This is a genomic window from Pseudomonas sp. A014 (assembly GCF_052378495.1).
Lineage (GTDB): Bacteria > Pseudomonadota > Gammaproteobacteria > Pseudomonadales > Pseudomonadaceae > Aquipseudomonas > Aquipseudomonas machongensis.
The window spans coordinates 3610646-3626576 of record NZ_CP199001.1 but is presented as its reverse complement, the minus strand read 5'-3'; the positions used below and the strand labels follow the sequence as shown (position 1 = coordinate 3626576).

The window sequence follows — 15931 nt, the reverse complement described above, 5'->3', positions numbered from 1 at the left end:
AAAAGGATCGGAAAAGTGAAGCTCTTCGAACCTGTTGCGCTGCGCGACGTGACACTGCGCAACCGTTTGGTCGTTTCCCCGATGTGCCAATACTCGGCGCAGGGGGGTTATGTAAACGATCATCACCTCATCAATCTCGGGCGATTTGCCATGGGGGGCTTTGGCTTGATCATGGTCGAAGCGACGGCGGTCGTTCCCGAGGGCCGTATCACCCATGGCGATCTCGGCCTCTGGTCGGACGATCACATCCCCGGCCTGCAACGCATTGCGGAGGCGCTCAAGAACTACGGCGCCGTGGCAGCAATCCAGATCGCGCATGCCGGACCGAAGGCGGCAAGCCAGCGGCCTTGGCAAGGTAACGGCGCCCTCGATGAAAGCGACTTCCGGCGCGGCGAGCAGCCGTGGCCGGTGGTCTCTGCTTCCAACAAGCCGTATGCCGATGGCTGGTTAAAGCCTACGGCTTTGACAGGCGCGACAATGGCCGAGGTTAAGCAGGCTTTCGTCGACGCGGCGCGACGTGCCGACGCAGCCGGCTTCGATGTGATCGAGGTACATTGCGCGCATGGCTACTTGCTCAACAGTTTTCTGTCTTCCGTGACCAACGACCGACAGGATGAGTACGGCGGCGACCTCGAAGGCAGAATGCGTTTTCCTTTGGAGGTCGTACACGCAGTGCGAGCGATTTGGCCGCAGAATAAGCCGCTCTTCGTGCGGGTCTCTGCCGTCGATGGCCTACGTGAGGGCATGTCTATCGAGGATACGATAGTCTTTGCCCGTCGTCTCAAAGCGCTCAGCGTAGACATCGTCGACTGCTCTTCGGGAGGTATCGCCCCGCGCTACGAGTATCCGTCGAGCTATGGCTACCAGGTTCCTTACGCTCAGAAGGTGCGCAGCGAAGTAGGCATCGGCACTGCTGCGGTCGGTCTCATCGTCAATGGCCGCCAAGCGGAAGCTATCGTGGAAAGCGGCCAGGCAGATCTTGTCGCGATCGGCCGAGAGGCGCTGGTCGATCCGAACTTCGCTCTACATGCCGAAGCCGAACTTGGCACTGTGGACCCCAAAGCCCCATTTGCCTCGTGGCCCACACAGGTTGCCTGGTGGCTTCAGGGGCGGTCGGTACAGATCCAGACATTCAGTGGGCGGTCGTAGACAACGGCATCAGCGCACTACGGCCGAGGCGCGTACTGCCTTGCGAAGTATCGTGGCTGCGCTGCCGTCCCCGTCGATTGCATGAAACCGCTCCTAGACGAACACCATATTCGTCCAGGAGCGGATTATTTCCACTCGGTCTATCTGGTACGTGAAGCCTTTGAGCACGCTCCTTTCGGGAACTGCGCTTGATCAACCCCTGGCTTCCAGACACGGCCTGACTAGTCATCTAATGCGCCACACATCGTTAAGGATAAAGATATGGAGTACGTGAAATTCGGCAGGACGGGAATGGACGTATCGCGCTTGGTACTCGGCTGCATGAGCTTTGGCGACGCTTCGCGTGGCGATCATGCCTGGACACTGGGCGAAGCCGCCAGTCGGGAGATCATTAAACAAGCGCTGGAGGCGGGCATAAATTTTCTGGATACGGCGAATGCCTACTCCGATGGTACGTCGGAGGAAATCATTGGCCGAGCGATCAAGGACTACGCTCGGCGCGACGAGATCGTATTGGCAACCAAGGTGTTCATGCGCATGCACGCTGGCCCGAACGGTGCCGGACTGTCACGTAAGGCGATCTTCGCGGAGATCGACAACAGCCTGCGACGGCTGGGCACTGATTACGTGGATCTGTACCAGATCCATCGCTGGGATTTCGATACACCGATCGAAGAAACGCTGGAGGCCCTGCACGATGTGGTGAAAGCAGGTAAAGCTCGATACATTGGGGCGTCTTCCATGGCGACATGGCAATTTGCCAAGGCAGTCTACACTTCTCGCCTCAATGGATGGACGCCCTTCGTCAGCATGCAGAATCACCTGAACCTATTGTATCGCGAGGAGGAGCGCGAAATGCTGCCGTTCTGCCGCGATCAGGAGCTGGCGGTAATCCCATGGAGTCCCTTGGCGCGCGGTCGTCTCACTCGGGCATGGGATGAGACCACCAGTCGACTGGAGACCGACAAGATCGGACGATCACTCTATGTCGAAAGCGACGCTCAGATCGTTGAGAAAGTCGGAGCAATCGCGCAGGCGCGCGGAATTCCTCGAGCTCAGGTCGCGCTCGCCTGGCTACTCCAGAAACCGGGTGTGACGGGACCGATCATCGGCGCCACCCGCGCGCAACACCTAGTGGATGCCGTCGCCGCGCTGTCGGTGAAACTGACCGATGAAGAGATCAAGGACTTGGAGGCTCCATATACACCTCATGAAGTCAGCGGCATTACGGTGATCAGGTAATTTGCGAGGGGCAACTAGCTAAGGACATGAATTCTTCCATCTGGCTGCAGGGATCTATGGGCGGGCTTGCCACGGCGGCATCGACCGATTCTTGCGACTGCACGTCCAGTTCGACCGTACGCAGGTCCACGCCATTGTCCATAGATAAGGTGGCCATCTGCTCGACCGCCGCCGCGTTGCGGCCAGCGGTGTTGTGCATTGAGGGCGGGCCAATGCCTAGGCGGTAAGACGATCGAAGCCGCTGGAAGCGCCGGTGATGAGGATGATCTCGCTCATGAAGGTACTCCTGATAGGAAAGACTACGGATTCTGGTGGGGGAAATCCGTGGTCAGACCATCCCGCCGTTTGCGCGCAGAACCTGGCCGTTGATCCAGCCGCCGGCTGGACTGGCCAGAAAGGCCACCGCATGTGCGATGTCATCCGGCGTACCCAAGCGTTCCAGCGGGTTCATCTTTGACATGCGCTCGATCAATTCAGGGGACTTGCCGTGAAGGAACAGATCGGTCGCGGTCGGACCAGGCGCCACGGCGTTAACCGTAATCGAACGGCCGCGTAGCTCCTTCGACAGGATGGTGGTCAGTGTCTCCACTGCAGCCTTGGTCGCGGCGTAGACGCCATAATTCTCCAGCCTCAATCCGATTACGCTGGTGGAGAAGTTGATGATCCGGCCGCCATCGCGCAGACGGCGCGATGCGAGGCGCAACGTGTTGAAGGTGCCTTTCAGGTTGACGGCGACTTGGCTATCGAACAATGCGTCGTCGCTATCGCCAAGCGGCGCGAGCTTCATGATTCCGGCGTTATTGACGAGAACGTCGATGCCGCCGTAGGCAGCTTCGGCATCGTCGAACAGGCGCGACACGGCGGTCGCGTCGCTGACATCGGCTTGGGCACTGATCGCGCGTCCGCCGGACTTCTCGATATCGGCGACCACTTGTTCGGCCTCGGTCGCATTGCCAGCGTAGTTTACAACGACGGTGAAGCCATCTGCGGCCAGACGTCGGGCAATGGCCGCACCGATGCCTCGCGAGGCGCCTGTCACTAGGGCGATTTTCTCTTGGGTACTCATGGAGGTTTTCCTTTTAGGCCGCGGGGATCGCGGCGTTAGAATAACTATGCAATCTCCCCGCTTAGAGATAATCGGTCTAAAGCGCACATCACTATTTCATTAGGATGAACAATAGGCAATCTGGGGAACATGTCATGGATCGTTTGGAGGCACTATGAACTGGCCTAATGATTTTGGACACCTTCTTAGGGCGCTATGATGGCGTCCAATTGGAGGCAAAATCAGTGCGAAAGTCATACTCGAAAGAACAGAAAATCCGGGCTGCCGAGATGGTGCTGGACGGTGGCCAGTCAGTCCCCGAAGTCTGCGAAATGCTTGAGATTGGGCCTACAGCCCTGCGGCGTTGGGTCGAACAGGTGCGCAAGGAGCGGGAGGGCCAGGTGCCAGCTGGAGCCAAGGCCATTACCCCGGATCAACATCGAATCCAAGAGCTTGAGGCACTGGTTCGGCAGAAAGATCGAGATATCGAAATCCTAAAAAAGGCCAGTGCTCTCCTGCTTCGGGACTCCAAAGATCGTTCTCGCTGATCAACGAACTGAGTGAGCAATATGGTGTTGTCGAATGCTGTCGCGTGCTTGGGGTCAAGCGCAGCAGTTTCTATGCGTGGCGCCAGCGCCAAGCCCGAAAAAATCCTGAACGGGATCAGTTACGCTCGGCTGTGGAAGGCCACTTCAAAGCCTCTCGCGATTCGGCCGGGTCGCGGACGCTAACCCAGGAGTTACGGCGCGACGGCCATAAGATTGGGCGTTACAAAGTACGTGCGCTGATGCGTGAAGCTAACCTTAAGTGCAGGCAACGCAGGCCGCACCGGTACCGCTCATCAGGCGTGGAAGCATTGATTGCTCAGAATCAGCTGAAGCGAAATTTCAAAGTTTCGACGATCAACGAGGTTTGGTGTGGAGACGTGACGTACATCCAGGTTGGCAAGCGCTGGCTGTACTTGGCCGCTGTGATCGACCTTTATGCGCGCCGTGTAGTCGGCTGGGCATTTTCGATGATTGCGGACGCCAGGCTGGCCTGTAACGCACTGCACATGGCAGCCGAGTCCCGTGGCAAACCGACAGGCGTGATGTTTCATTCCGACCAGGGATGTCAGTACACCAGCCACAAATTCAGGGCTGTACTTGAAGAGTACAGCCTGAACCAGAGCATGAGTCATCGCGGACAGTGCTGGGACAACGCCGCCATGGAGCGTTTCTTCGGGGCCCTGAAATCAGAGTGGATCCCTGCTAAGGGCTATGAAACCGAAGAGCAAGCTCGGGCGGACATCCAGGCTTACTTGGTGCGCTACAACCTGAAGCGCCTCCACAGCTACAACGGTTACGAAACCCCAGTAGCCATGGAGAAAAAACTGAAGGCAGCGGCATAAAACCTAAACCGGTGTCCAAAATTAGTTGACCAGTTCACTAAGGCTCTTTGTGTGCATCGTGGGGAGCGGCGCAGCTTAACGTTGGCGGCAAACGACTTGGAAATCCCTTGCTGGACAGCAACGAAAGTAGTCGCCGAGATGGAGGCTAAGCTGGGTGTGCTGCTGCTACAGAGGACCTCACGAGTGGTGCGTCCGACGCTTGACGGTGAGGTTTTTCATCAGCGATGCGTAAGAATCTTGGACGACCTGGAGGATACGGAGTGGCCTTTCTTGGCGCGCAACCCAAGGGGCAGTTGCGTTTCGATGTACAGGATACCCTTGTTCGCCACTTTTTTATGCCCGGCTTGCCGGCGTTTTTCGAGTACTATCCGGACATCGAACTCTCGATGAGTGAGAGCGATCGGTGGATCGCTCTGGTGCAGGAAGGTATGGATTGCGCGCTGCGCTACGGCAGTCTGCCGGATAACGATCTTGTCGCGCGGCAGGTGGCACTGCTTGAGCGCGTGACCTGCGCCACGCCCGGCTATCTGAAGAGGTTCGGCACGCCGACCGATGTCGCTTCCCTCGCCGGGCATCGTATGGTGGGCATTCGTCTGATTTCGAGTGGCAACTTGATGCCACTCTAATTCACTGGCGGCGAGGCGCACGAGAGCATCACGCTACCGGCCACGCTATCGGTGACAGGACCGGAAAGCTATCTGGCCGGAACACGGCTTGGTTTCGGCCTAGCGCAGATGCCGCGCTCTCATATCGATGAAGATCTCAAGCGCGGCTATTCGCTGTGCTGCGCGAACGCCCACCGCCGTCTGCCCCTGTGTCGCTCGTCTATCCGCGCAACCGGCAATTGTCGCACCTGTACGAGTGTTTCTCGACTGGGCAAGCAATGAGTTCAAAGGCCTGTTGTGTGATTCTGACTAACTCCACGGCACGACCTGTTCCATCTCGTCTAGGAAGCGTTTAGGGCTGTATGTTTGTGCTTGCCGGCGTACTCGAAATCGGAAAGCTCATCTGACTCATGGGCAAGGCTTGCTGGGAGGACTAAGCGGAAGGCTTCTTCAGCACAGGTGAGGCGGCCTTTGTTGACTTGATCGGAGACTCCTAAATGGGTATTAACGGCGACCCCGGGAGTCATTCCTGCGCTTCTGGCTTGGCTACGCCACAAACCACTGGAACGCCATTGGTTCGTGGTGAGCTGTCAATATGGGTTCCCGAGGCGCTTACGTGGAAATTTAATTTATAAAGAAAGGTCGCCAGCGGCCGATAGCGTTACAACGTCTATAATCAAGGATCTGTCATGTTAACAATTATGTTGCCCCCTCAAGTACCCTCCCAGCCCTTGCTCCTGCCGTCATCTTCAGGACCCGTTTCAGAAGGGACTCCTAACGTATCCTCGGAGGAAAAGCCAGTTGTTACGGAAGGGGTTAAAGTGACGCTTTCTGGAGCAGGTCTACAAAAAGCCTCCGGTTCCAAAAATGAAAATAGCGACATTGAGGACAGCGGACTGCCCGAGAGCATTCAGCAAGCGATCAAAATGATCAGAGAGATAAAAAAGCAAATCGCAGAAAAGATGGCTGAATTACAAGCTATAATGGGAGATAACAGCCTATCTCCTGAGGATGCCCGAATAAAGGTTGGCAATTTGCAAGGCCAGTTGAGCTCGCTTAATGGAGCTTTGAGTGCTGCTAACGCTGCACTATCAGAAGGCATGAAAAATCTGAAGCTAGGTCCAGATCAAAGTATCGTAGCAACAACGCTTGCAATGAGCTAGGGAAACTCCGAACAAGTTGCTCATCAGCCGGAATTGAGCGACTTAGGCTCTGTCTGAAAAGCCTTGATACTCGGTGATGCTGCGTTGAAAACAGCCTCGGAATGCTCATTTACAACCCGTAAGTCGAGCGCGACTCCGACCGTTCCTCTGCTGTTTTCGCCTTGCCTGACCTTTGTCTCAAGACTTTTCAGACAGAGCCTAGGGATGCCGAAAAGCCTGATGTTCAGCTGCTGATTATTGGATAACCAGGGCAAAGCCTTGGTTATCTGCCCTCATGGGCGAACCTCTGCCGCATCAGGTAAGAATTCCGGCGCACCATCCACAGATTCGACAGGGCAAACAGCGTGGTCAGTTGCGCCGTGTTTTTGGCCAAGCCACGGAAGCGGGTTTTCAAATAGCCGAATTGGCGCTTGACCACACGGAATGGATGTTCGACCTTCGCTCGCGACTGCGCTTTGACCTTCTCGATACTGCGTCTGGCTTTGTATAGCACGCTGCGTTTGCTCAAGTACTTGTAGGTGCTACGACGAGTCGCAATCTGCCAGATCACCGGCCTTCCTTCATGCTCCGGCCGCTTCTCCACGTCGGTATAACCCGCGTCGGCACAGATGACATTTTTGTCGCCATGCAACAGGTGAACGACCTTCGCTAATTCGCCGCTGTGCCGTGGACGTGGTGCACCAGGCCCGACTCAGCATCGGCACCGATATGTGCCTTCATGCCGAAGAAATACTGATTACCTTTCTTCGTCTGATGTATTTCAGGATCGCCTGTGCTTTCCTTGTTCTTGGTCGAACTGGGTGCATCGACGATTGTGCCGTGGCGCAACGACGGGCCCTTGTCTCGCAGGTAATTGTTGATGGTTTCCAGAATGCCCCCCGCCAACTGATGCTTCTTAAGCAGGTGCCGGAAATTCATGATCGTCGTATCTTCGGGGATAGGAGCGCTGAGCGTCAGCCGAGCAAACTGGCGCATCGAAGTGATCTCGTACAGCGCCTCTTCCATGGCTGGATCGCTCAACGAGAACCAGTTCTGCAGCAGGTGAACACGCAGTATCGTTTCCAGTGGATATGGCTTGTGACCACCGCCGGCCTTTGGGTAATGCGGCTCGATCAATGCCACCAAACCGTTCCACGGCACCACTTGCTCCATCTCGGCCAGGAAACGCTCGCAACGGGTTTGCTTGCGCTTACCGGCGTACTCGAAATCGGAAAACTCATCTGACTCATGGGATGGTGGGCTTGTAGAGGGTAAATGGACGGAGGGCTATTTCAGCACAGGTCAGATGGCCGGTGCTGACTTGATCGGAGAATCCAGAGGTCTTTATGTGACATCTGTGCCCACTAGCTAGTGCGTATCCGAAACCTTTCAAAGCCCAAGTCGTTTAGGAATGCCTGCAACCAACGTCATCCGCAAATGGCTGCCGCTCTATCGAGATCAGCCCGTAGCGGCTTCACTACCGGCATTCGTCCCACAAAAAGCCGCGCCTAAACGACCAGTCGAAGCGTCAGTGATCATCGGAATTGCTCATGGCTGGGCAAGTGATTACGGTGAAATGGCCAGTCTCAGATCCCGAGGGCTGCGCGCACTTTATCCGGGCTGTTGCTCAATGATCCGCATTGATGCGATCTGGCTGGCAACCGAGCCGATGGACATGCGCGCCGGCACCGAGACGGCATTGGCTCGGGTGATTGCGGTATTCGGTGCGGCGAAGCCGCACTGTGCTTATCTGTTCGCCAATCGCCGGGCTAATCGAATGAAAGTGCTGGTACACGACGGCGTGGGCGTCTGGCTCGCAGCGAGACGACTGAACCAAGGCAAGTTCCACTGGCCCGTCATTCGCCACGGCGGCGAGGTCGAACTCGACAGCGAACAAACTCCAGGCCTTGGTGCTGGGCCTGCCGTGGCAGCGCATCGGTGCAGGCGGTGTGATCAGCATGCTGTAAACACCGGCCATTTGGCGGGTCTACATGTCGTCGTCATGAGCCTGCTCTGGCACAATCGGCGGCATGACTTCCTCGTCCAACCTCGACCAGATGACCCTGGAACAGCTTCGTGCATTGGCGGCACAGGCGTTGCACTTGCAGTCCCAGGTCAAGGCGATGAGCAGGAAGATCCAGAACGATAAACGGCACAAGTTTGCCAAGCGCAGTGAGCAAATCAGCCCCGCGCAAAGCAGCTTGCTTGGTGACCTGTCCGCCTCCAAGATTCTCTGGTGACTTGGTATTCAGCCATGAATGATGTGCTTCCCAATCGAGTACAATTTGGCTTTCCCACAGAAGTACCAACCTTGAAAAGCATTGGTGGAAGGTACGCGGTGGCCGCATCCGATCAAATGATCGCATCGCTCCCTCGACCTAGCCACCTCTGATAGAGATAGGCTTGGCGTGAGCGCCATGTAGAGGTGTGTTCATCATCCGCTTACTGTTAGTGTAGGTCCTTTATATAAATGACGAGAACTCGGCGATGATGGACTCTCTTTGGTTGATCAATTTTTTTGCAATGGTTTGAGCCATTATGTCTGGGTAGAGGGTGGTGGCGGAGCATATTAAACCGTCATAGATGGCTTCAGCTACCAATGCCGGTGCGGCTTTGGTACCGGGGAAGTCACTGCTCATGGCGGTATCCATTACGCCTGGCAATACTGCCATTACATGAACATTTTTATTGGCTGATTCAGCTTGTAATGTTTCTGTAAGGCGTAGGGCAGCAGCTTTGGAAGCACACAGCGAACCCATTGCGGGTAAAGTAATGCGTGCCAAGATGGAAAGAATGTTAATAATGCATCCTTGATTTTTTACTAGGGTTGGATAAAAGGCTTTGCACATATCCATAACTCCAAAGTAGTTAACTAGCATTTCTTTTTTGGCCGCTTCTGGCTGTCCTTCCTTGATGAAGGATTGCTTTAAGTTTATGCCTGCGTTATTTATGAGGATGTCTATGTCTTGTGCGAGAGAGCTTGCGTAAGCTATATCTTCGATGGACGTTACATCTAGCCTAAGTGGGATGATTCTCGAATCTCTGATTTCAGTTGCAGGTGGGGTTTTTCTGTATCCTGTGTAGATTTTACTTACGCCTCTACTCAAGGCTCCCTCTATCAACGCTGAACCTAGGCCGCCGCTCGATCCCGTAATTAATAAGGTGCGCTCTTTAATGTCCATGTAAAGTCTCTATAAGTTTCTGGTTTTATATGGTGGGTAGGTGGTTTTATTTGTATGGCTGTTAGGGTTCTGTCTGTTAATTTTCTGGGGCTTTATGCTTGCGGTTTCTATGGTGCGAGATTTCGCAATGGATTTGTTGCGCTTAAGCCGACAGTGGTCTGCCATTTTCGTATGGACCATTTTTTTACCAAGCCATTTTTAAAGTATGGATCATCTAGAGCAAATTTTTCTACAGTTTCAAGGTTGTCTGACAAAAATAACATTATTGCGCTGTCCATTGGGTTGGTTAGAGCTCCGGCGAGAACTAGTTCTCCTCGCTCAACTGCTTTCCATGCCTTTTCTAGGTGCTCTGCTCGCACTCTCTCCCGCTTTTCTAAGTACAGTTCATTAAATTCCATGAACAGAATGTAGTGTTCCATGCTGCCTCCGTTTTCTGAATTTCATATTGGGCTGAAATTTTTAGTCAGTTTGAGTTTGACAATTTGTAAGCCGTTTGTTATCGGCTTGAGGATCTGTCGGTTTGTCTTTGTATACCTGCTAGCAAGCGCTATTGCTATGCTTCTGTCTGAGAGGTTGATGTATGAGCACCTTGCGAAAAGGGGGGTTATGACCCTGATATTTTTTGGTGCAGTGGGCATGATTTACGGCGGTCTGTAATATTTGATGTTGCTTTTGTCTCCTATACGCTTTTGTTTGCTGATCAGTTGTGTATTTTTTCTCTTGGTATGTCAAGTCGTAGTTTTGTTGTCGCGTTTTTTGGGGAGTGGCTAATCTTGTGGCGATTATTATTGAATTGATGGCGATCGGTTGGTGTCGACAATACTGGAGAAAGCGCTTAGGTTAGGTGTTCATTAGTCCAATTTTAGTGCTAATAAGTCCAAGGTTTAGTATTCTTCTACTTTGGCATTTTTACATTGCGCTAATTCTTTCGGTTGCTTGTTTGGGATTTCATGCGAAGTGCTTGGTGTCGCTGCGTAGCGGGATAGGGCAGGCGAAAATGATTGTTGTGGCGCACGTGGCGCACGTGGCGCAGTAAATTTAGTTTCGTAATGGTTCTGCTTAACTCAATGTGTCTTATGTTTTTCAGTGGGTTTTTTTGTGACGATTTTTAAGTTTTAGGCATGTTCGCTAAGTAGCCGGAAGATGAAATGGCGTGCTGGGGTACGTAACTTAAATTTCTCGCGCGAGCGAGATTTTGCTACGGTTCACTACCGGCGATGGTGTGAATGGAGTTGAGCTCGATATCACTTGGCTAATTAACATGTCTATTGGGGGCGGACTTGCTTGGTGAATTGTTGGTGTTGCCCCGCTTGTGTCGGTTTTGCATTAAATCCTACTCCCTTACGTGAACTCGGAATGGCTCGGAGATGGGTTTGACTAGTCCCGCTTGCAAAAATATTTGTTTGTTCCAGTTGTTTTGTGGAGGCGTGAAGTGTAGTGCTATGTTAAATGTGATCAAGGGGCGGTGCGTCTAAGCTAAGGCATTAAATGCAAATGCTTGTCGGTCGGAGTTGCGCGTATCTCAAGGCAAGGGTTAAGTCTCAGCTAGGATATAGAGTGACTTTAAATGGTTCGAGAAACGATTGGCGTTAGAGGCGTTATGTTAGGCTTTAATTACACATGGGGTTTGCGCACGGCTACGCAAATAGAGGGCTTGAAAGCGGTTAATTCACGCTATTTAGAAGAGTCTCTGTGTAGGATGGGGACGTTATTATGAAGCAACGTTTCTGGCACAGCGTACACGTATTCTGACTATCGGGGAGGAGAGCGAAATGACGATTGAGGGGGTATCGGCGTGGTTGATGAGAGTGCAAGGCCAAAGCGCCATAACTTTGTGCGAGCTTATCGAAGCGTGTCATAAGTCGGCGGTTCTTTCAGGTGTGGCCTGCCGAACCTGGGCTGGGCGAGGCCATGGCCTCGCCCCAGGCGTTGGCATGCAGCGACTGGGTGCCGGCGAAAACGGCGGCCAAGGTTTTTACGGTGGTGTGCATCACATTGTTCACTGGGTCATCAGGGGTTCATAGGGGGACCTGAGGTCTGCCAGTGCATCCTTTAAGGCACGTGCTGGCCTGGGTGACCCCGCAGGCTTCGTTGATATCACACGACAAAAAACGTGCCACCTGTAGCTTGCTTCGTTGAAGAAGTTGGCCGATGCCAAAGAAGAAGCTCATCCGAGCGCAGAAGCGCTTTACGTCGAGGCCGCAGGTCGAAGGCGACCAAGAGCCCCTGGGCGCCGCTGGTCAGGTGTTCCTTGAGTCGCTGGTTTGTCTCGGGTGCATTGGCAAAGCCGGTGTATTGACGAATGCTCCATGGTTTGCGGGTAGGGGGCGCACACGAATGGTGGGTGCCCGGGCAGGCTGTGTAGATGCGTCAGGCCATCGAGGTCGCAGGCTTGCTAGAGCGGCTTGAGTTGTGGACCGCAAGGGCGTCACGGCGTGTACCGATTCATGGGCGTGAGCACTCCGAGGGCCAGGTTTTTCGCTGAAGACATCGGCAAGCTTTGCACCATCCGACTGGTGGAACACCTCGCACCAATGGTGCGTGAACTGGCCTGGGGCCGCGATGCGCAACTGCACTAGGAGGTTATCGTGCAGGTTGAGGTTGCCGTAGTGGTGGATTTCCTGCTGACGTATCTGCCCCAGTCTGCGCAGGCCCATCGCTTGCCATTCAGCGCGGTCCACAAGTTGCGAAATAGAAGAGTTCAGCGCCGTTGTAGTCGATGTCAGGGCACGGCGTGAAGGCAAAGCCAGGCAGACCACGTAACTTTCCCGATCAAGCTGGAAATGGCGAGCCTGGGCTACGCACTACAGGCGTGTCGGTCCTGCGGGTCTCTGAAGTCCGGGACAGGGCGCCCATACAATGCCGCCAATGCTAGCCAGTGCTGGTGGCCACACTCCTTGAGCAGCCAGTTTTCCGAAAGCCCAGTGAGGGCCAGGTCGGCATCGAGGCCTGGTAGTGCTCTTGCAGATGGACAGGGGAGGCGCGTTATCAGGCATACCGCCTCCTTGAAACCAGCCCGTTCGGGCTGGTGAATGAAGGAGAAGGGGGCGTTTGCTTCAGCGATGGTCGTTGCGCGGGGCGCCTAGGTGAGCGACCACATACTCGGCATCGCGCGCCACACCACTGAAACGCCCTGAACCCCAGGTGTGCAACCAAGGCAGGCCGAGGAAGTACAGGCCCGGCAGGCTCGTGACCCCGCGCTTGTGGCCGGGATACCCACGGCCACTGAATACCGGCGCATCCACCCAACTGAAGTCAGGCCGAAAACCGATGCACCAGACGATGCTGGTAATCCCTGAGCCTTCCAGCTCCAGCGCGGTGGCGTCGTGCTCAGGGCGCCATTGCGGCTCGTAGCGGCTGGCGGTGGGGGCGTCGATGCCGTGCTCGGCGATGTACTTGTCGATGCTGGCGTTGATGCGGTTGTACACGGCATCGGCGGCATCCAGGTTGGCGGCCAGGTCGTTCGCGAAACGCAATACGCTGCCGTCGAGCGACTCCAGTCGGCCGAACAGTTGCATGCCCTCTTCGGCGAAGCGGCGCAGGTCGATGTCGCGCCCGCCATCACGGCCGGTGACGTAGTGGTTGGTGTTGTCACGCACGCCTTCGCGCAGGGGGTGGTGGTCGACGTCGATGTCGTAGTAGCCCATCTGCGCCAGCCAGTCGACCACATCCTTGCCGCGATAGAAGCGCGCGCAGCGCGGCGCATCGCCCACCGCCAGGAATACCTTGCGCCCGGCCAGGTGTAGGTCTTCGGCGATCTGCGCGCCGGACTGTCCTGAACCGACCACCAGCACGGCACCTTCCGGCAGGGCCTGGGGGTTGCGGTACTGCTCGGAGTGGATCTGCTGGATGCCGCTGGGCAGGCGCTCGGCCAAGGTGGGAATGATCGGCGTGTGGTAGCCGCCGCTGGCGACGATCACCTGATCGGCGCTGAAGTCGCCAGCGCTGGTGTTGAGCAGGTAACCGCCCTCGGGCCTAGCGGTCAGACGCTGCACCGCCACGCCTTCGCGTACCGGGGCGTTGACCTTGGCGATGAAGGCGTCGAGGTAGTCGATGATCTGGTCTTTTTTCATGAAGCCGTGCGGGTCATCGCCGCTATAAGGATGGCCGGGCAGGCTGCATTGCCAGTTCGGCGTGACCAGGCAGAAGGCGTCCCAGCGCTGGCTGCGCCAGGTGTGGGTGAGGCTGTGTTTCTCCAGTACCAGGTGGTCGATGTCCTGCTGTTGCAGGTAGTAGCTGGCCGAAAGCCCGGCCTGGCCGCCGCCGACGACGATTGCGCGATAGTGGTTCATGTGGGTGTCCTTGATTTCAGATGTCGCCGAAGGCGGCGTAGTTGACGGGGCTGGCGCCGTGTTGGCGGATGTCCAGGACGGTGACGCACTGCTGCGGGTCGGGGTATTGCCGGGCGCGTATACGCAGGCCGCCGAGGCTGTCCATGGCCGAGCTGCAATAGAAGCCCTTGACCTCGCGCACCCGCTCGGAGGCGGCGTTCAGGGCGCTTTCGGCCAGGCGCATGAAGTGCTCCAGCGGGTAGCTTTGGCCGACCGTCAGGTAGTCATGCACGGTGGTGGACGGCGAGTAGGTGTCGGTTTCCTGGCCGTCGGGCCAGCGCAGGCGGATGTTCACGGCGGGCATGTCAGGGTTCCTCGGGGTAGCTGAAGCCGGTGAAGGGGCGGGTGTGCAGGTTCCAGAATTCCTGGTGTTGCTGGCCCAGGCTGACGTGCAGGCGGGCGCTGTCGTCGATCTGGCCGATGGCGGCGCAGTGCAGGCCTTCGAAGGCGAAGGCGGTTTGCACGTGGGGCAGGTCTTCGGCGGCCAGGGTCAGCAGGAAACCGTAGCTGGGGAAGGCTTGCAGCCAGCGCTCTATTGGCGCGTCGGCGGGGCGCGGTAGGCATTCCAGGTCGAGCTGGGCGCCGCAGCCGGTGGGTTCGAGCAACATCAGCAAGGTGCCGAGCAGGCCGGCGTTGCTGATGTCCTTGGCGGCCAGCAGCAGGCCGGCTTCGGCCAGGCGCGGAATCACGTTCAGCTTGGCCCGCAGGCGTTCGCCGGGTACGCCTTCGAAGGCTTTCCAGTAGGGCGCGTCGCCGTGCCATTGGCCGTCGAGGTCGACCACCATGGCCAGGCATTGGCCGGGCGCCACATGCAGGGTCGACAGCAGGCGCCTGGCCCAGCCGGTGATCGCCACGGCCAGTGCCGCTGGGTTGCCAGGCGCCTGGCTGGTGTGCCCACCGGCCAGGTGCAGCCCGTAGGCCTGGCAGGCATCGCGGATGCCCAACAGAATTTCTTCGGCGGCCTGTTCGTCGTGGTGCCAGTAGGCATTGACCACCGCGCTGGCGCGCCCGCCCATGGCGGTGATGTCGCTGACGTTGGCCATCACCGCCGACCAGCCGGCGAACCACGGCGCCTGCTCGACGAACTGCGGCAGCATGCCTTCGATGGCCATTAGTTGGTATTGGTCGCCGCAGCGGATGGCCGCCGTGTCGTCGCCGGGCAGTGCGTACAGGGCATCACGCCCGGTGCCTGTGGTGGGCAGCACCCGTGCCGGGTGCTGGATGGCCTGCTTGGCACGCATGGCGGGGGTGTCGGCCAGGCGCGCGAGCAAGGCGTGCAGGTCAGTGTGCATGGCGGGCCACCTGCGGGCGCAGCATTGCCACCTGACGCGCCATGAAGGGGTATTCGGGCAGCCTGGCCTGCATCAGCACATGGGGCTGGCCGAGCAGTTCGAGTGCTTCGAGGCTGTCCCAGTGCAGGCCGTGGAAATAGCTTTCGTTGGCCTGTTGCACGGTGGCCAGGAAGGTTTCGCAGCCAAGGTCGATGGCCCGCGACACGGCTTCGTTGACCAGCGCCTTGCCGATCATCGCGTGGCGCCGGTAACGCCGCTCGACGCACAGGCGCCCGCCGTACCACACGCCCGGGGCGGTGGAGTAGATGCGCACGGCGCCGATCACCTGCTCGGGCATGCCGCACTGGTGGGCCACGGCGACGATGGCGATGGCCTGGAAGTCGCGCTCGTCCTTGTCCTGCTCCAGCAGGCGCTGCTCGTCGGAGAACACTGCCCGGCGCAGGGCGTAGTAGCCACTGCGCTCCCAGGCTTCGCTGGCGGGTTTGACCCGCAGCTCGCCGGCGAGGAAGTCGTTGAACGTGTCGTGTGTCAGTGCGAAGGCAAGTTCGGCCAT

16 protein-coding genes and 4 pseudogenes are annotated in these 15931 nt (G+C 56.8%); 9 read left to right on the top strand and 11 right to left on the bottom strand.

The window, feature by feature from the left end; genetic code table 11:
* Window positions 1-15: 15 nt before the first annotated feature.
* Together ACTYOL_RS16630 and ACTYOL_RS16625 are read left to right on the top strand one after the other, a co-directional pair.
* Window positions 16-1149, top strand: a complete 1134-nt coding sequence (locus ACTYOL_RS16630) for an NADH:flavin oxidoreductase/NADH oxidase (RefSeq protein WP_444756680.1) — start codon at window positions 16-18, stop codon at window positions 1147-1149.
* A 261-nt stretch (window positions 1150-1410) separates the two neighbouring features.
* Window positions 1411-2391 (top strand): aldo/keto reductase, encoded by a 981-nt coding sequence (locus ACTYOL_RS16625; protein ID WP_444756679.1) that lies wholly within the window; start codon window positions 1411-1413, stop codon window positions 2389-2391.
* Here ACTYOL_RS16625 and ACTYOL_RS16620 read toward each other — a convergent pair.
* Together ACTYOL_RS16620 and ACTYOL_RS16615 are read right to left on the bottom strand one after the other, a co-directional pair.
* Entirely contained in the window at window positions 2384-2590 is a 207-nt protein-coding gene (locus ACTYOL_RS16620) for a hypothetical protein (RefSeq protein ID WP_444756678.1), read from the bottom strand. The genes ACTYOL_RS16625 and ACTYOL_RS16620 overlap by 8 nt on opposite strands.
* Before the next feature lie 129 nt (window positions 2591-2719).
* The gene (locus ACTYOL_RS16615; protein ID WP_444756677.1) at window positions 2720-3457 is read right to left on the bottom strand and encodes an SDR family oxidoreductase; all 738 of its coding nucleotides are present in this window, start codon (window positions 3455-3457) and stop codon (window positions 2720-2722) included.
* Window positions 3458-3624: 167 nt separating this feature from the next.
* Between ACTYOL_RS16615 and ACTYOL_RS16610 the strand changes: the two genes are divergently transcribed.
* The 5 genes and pseudogenes from ACTYOL_RS16610 (at window position 3625) to ACTYOL_RS16590 (ending at window position 6594) form a co-directional block, all read left to right on the top strand.
* The gene (locus tag ACTYOL_RS16610; protein ID WP_444756676.1) at window positions 3625-3984 is read left to right on the top strand and encodes a transposase; all 360 of its coding nucleotides are present in this window, start codon (window positions 3625-3627) and stop codon (window positions 3982-3984) included.
* Window positions 3981-4826 (top strand): IS3 family transposase, encoded by an 846-nt coding sequence (locus ACTYOL_RS16605; protein ID WP_444758157.1) that lies wholly within the window; start codon window positions 3981-3983, stop codon window positions 4824-4826. The genes ACTYOL_RS16610 and ACTYOL_RS16605 overlap by 4 nt, the downstream gene beginning before the upstream one ends.
* A 51-nt stretch (window positions 4827-4877) precedes the next feature.
* Window positions 4878-5024 (top strand): annotated as a pseudogene (locus ACTYOL_RS16600) (helix-turn-helix domain-containing protein); the annotation flags it as partial.
* A 62-nt stretch (window positions 5025-5086) separates the two neighbouring features.
* Window positions 5087-5452, top strand: coding sequence for a LysR substrate-binding domain-containing protein (locus ACTYOL_RS16595; protein WP_444756675.1), 366 nt, complete (start codon window positions 5087-5089; stop codon window positions 5450-5452).
* A 668-nt stretch (window positions 5453-6120) separates the two neighbouring features.
* Window positions 6121-6594, top strand: coding sequence for a hypothetical protein (locus ACTYOL_RS16590; protein ID WP_444756674.1), 474 nt, complete (start codon window positions 6121-6123; stop codon window positions 6592-6594).
* Window positions 6595-6866: 272 nt separating this feature from the next.
* Here the strand turns inward: ACTYOL_RS16590 and ACTYOL_RS16585 are convergent.
* Window positions 6867-7823 (bottom strand): annotated as a pseudogene (locus ACTYOL_RS16585) (IS5 family transposase).
* A gap of 161 nt (window positions 7824-7984) precedes the next feature.
* On the opposite strand from ACTYOL_RS16585, the pseudogene tnpB reads away from it, so the two are divergent.
* Together tnpB and ACTYOL_RS16575 are read left to right on the top strand one after the other, a co-directional pair.
* A pseudogene (gene tnpB / locus ACTYOL_RS16580) lies at window positions 7985-8482 on the top strand (IS66 family insertion sequence element accessory protein TnpB); the annotation flags it as partial.
* A gap of 121 nt (window positions 8483-8603) precedes the next feature.
* Window positions 8604-8789: pseudogene (locus tag ACTYOL_RS16575) on the top strand (IS66 family transposase); the annotation flags it as partial.
* Window positions 8790-9035: 246 nt separating this feature from the next.
* On the opposite strand, the gene ACTYOL_RS16570 reads toward ACTYOL_RS16575, so the two are convergent.
* The 8 genes from ACTYOL_RS16570 to ACTYOL_RS16535 all read right to left on the bottom strand — a co-directional run bounded on the left by ACTYOL_RS16570 (window position 9036) and on the right by ACTYOL_RS16535 (window position 15931).
* Window positions 9036-9755, bottom strand: a complete 720-nt coding sequence (locus ACTYOL_RS16570; RefSeq protein ID WP_444756673.1) for an SDR family NAD(P)-dependent oxidoreductase — start codon at window positions 9753-9755, stop codon at window positions 9036-9038.
* A 107-nt stretch (window positions 9756-9862) separates the two neighbouring features.
* Complete coding sequence (locus tag ACTYOL_RS16565; RefSeq protein WP_444756672.1) at window positions 9863-10174, bottom strand: YciI-like protein; 312 nt, start codon at window positions 10172-10174, stop codon at window positions 9863-9865.
* 1455 nt (window positions 10175-11629) lie between these two features.
* Window positions 11630-11758 (bottom strand): methylmalonyl-CoA mutase family protein, encoded by a 129-nt coding sequence (locus ACTYOL_RS16560; protein WP_444756671.1) that lies wholly within the window; start codon window positions 11756-11758, stop codon window positions 11630-11632.
* 94 nt (window positions 11759-11852) lie between these two features.
* The gene (locus tag ACTYOL_RS16555) at window positions 11853-12059 is read right to left on the bottom strand and encodes a methylmalonyl-CoA mutase family protein (protein ID WP_444758156.1); all 207 of its coding nucleotides are present in this window, start codon (window positions 12057-12059) and stop codon (window positions 11853-11855) included.
* A 752-nt stretch (window positions 12060-12811) separates the two neighbouring features.
* Window positions 12812-14047, bottom strand: a complete 1236-nt coding sequence (locus ACTYOL_RS16550; protein ID WP_444756670.1) for an MSMEG_0569 family flavin-dependent oxidoreductase — start codon at window positions 14045-14047, stop codon at window positions 12812-12814.
* A 16-nt stretch (window positions 14048-14063) separates the two neighbouring features.
* Window positions 14064-14390: an MSMEG_0570 family nitrogen starvation response protein gene (locus tag ACTYOL_RS16545; RefSeq protein ID WP_444756669.1), complete on the bottom strand. Its 327-nt coding sequence runs from the start codon at window positions 14388-14390 to the stop codon at window positions 14064-14066.
* A 1-nt stretch (window position 14391) separates the two neighbouring features.
* Window positions 14392-15378 carry a sll0787 family AIR synthase-like protein gene (locus tag ACTYOL_RS16540; RefSeq protein ID WP_444756668.1) on the bottom strand — a complete coding sequence of 329 codons (987 nt, stop codon included), beginning with the start codon at window positions 15376-15378 and terminating at the stop codon, window positions 14392-14394.
* Complete coding sequence (locus ACTYOL_RS16535; RefSeq protein ID WP_444756667.1) at window positions 15368-15931, bottom strand: MSMEG_0567/Sll0786 family nitrogen starvation N-acetyltransferase; 564 nt, start codon at window positions 15929-15931, stop codon at window positions 15368-15370. Before ACTYOL_RS16535 ends, ACTYOL_RS16540 begins: the two co-directional genes overlap by 11 nt.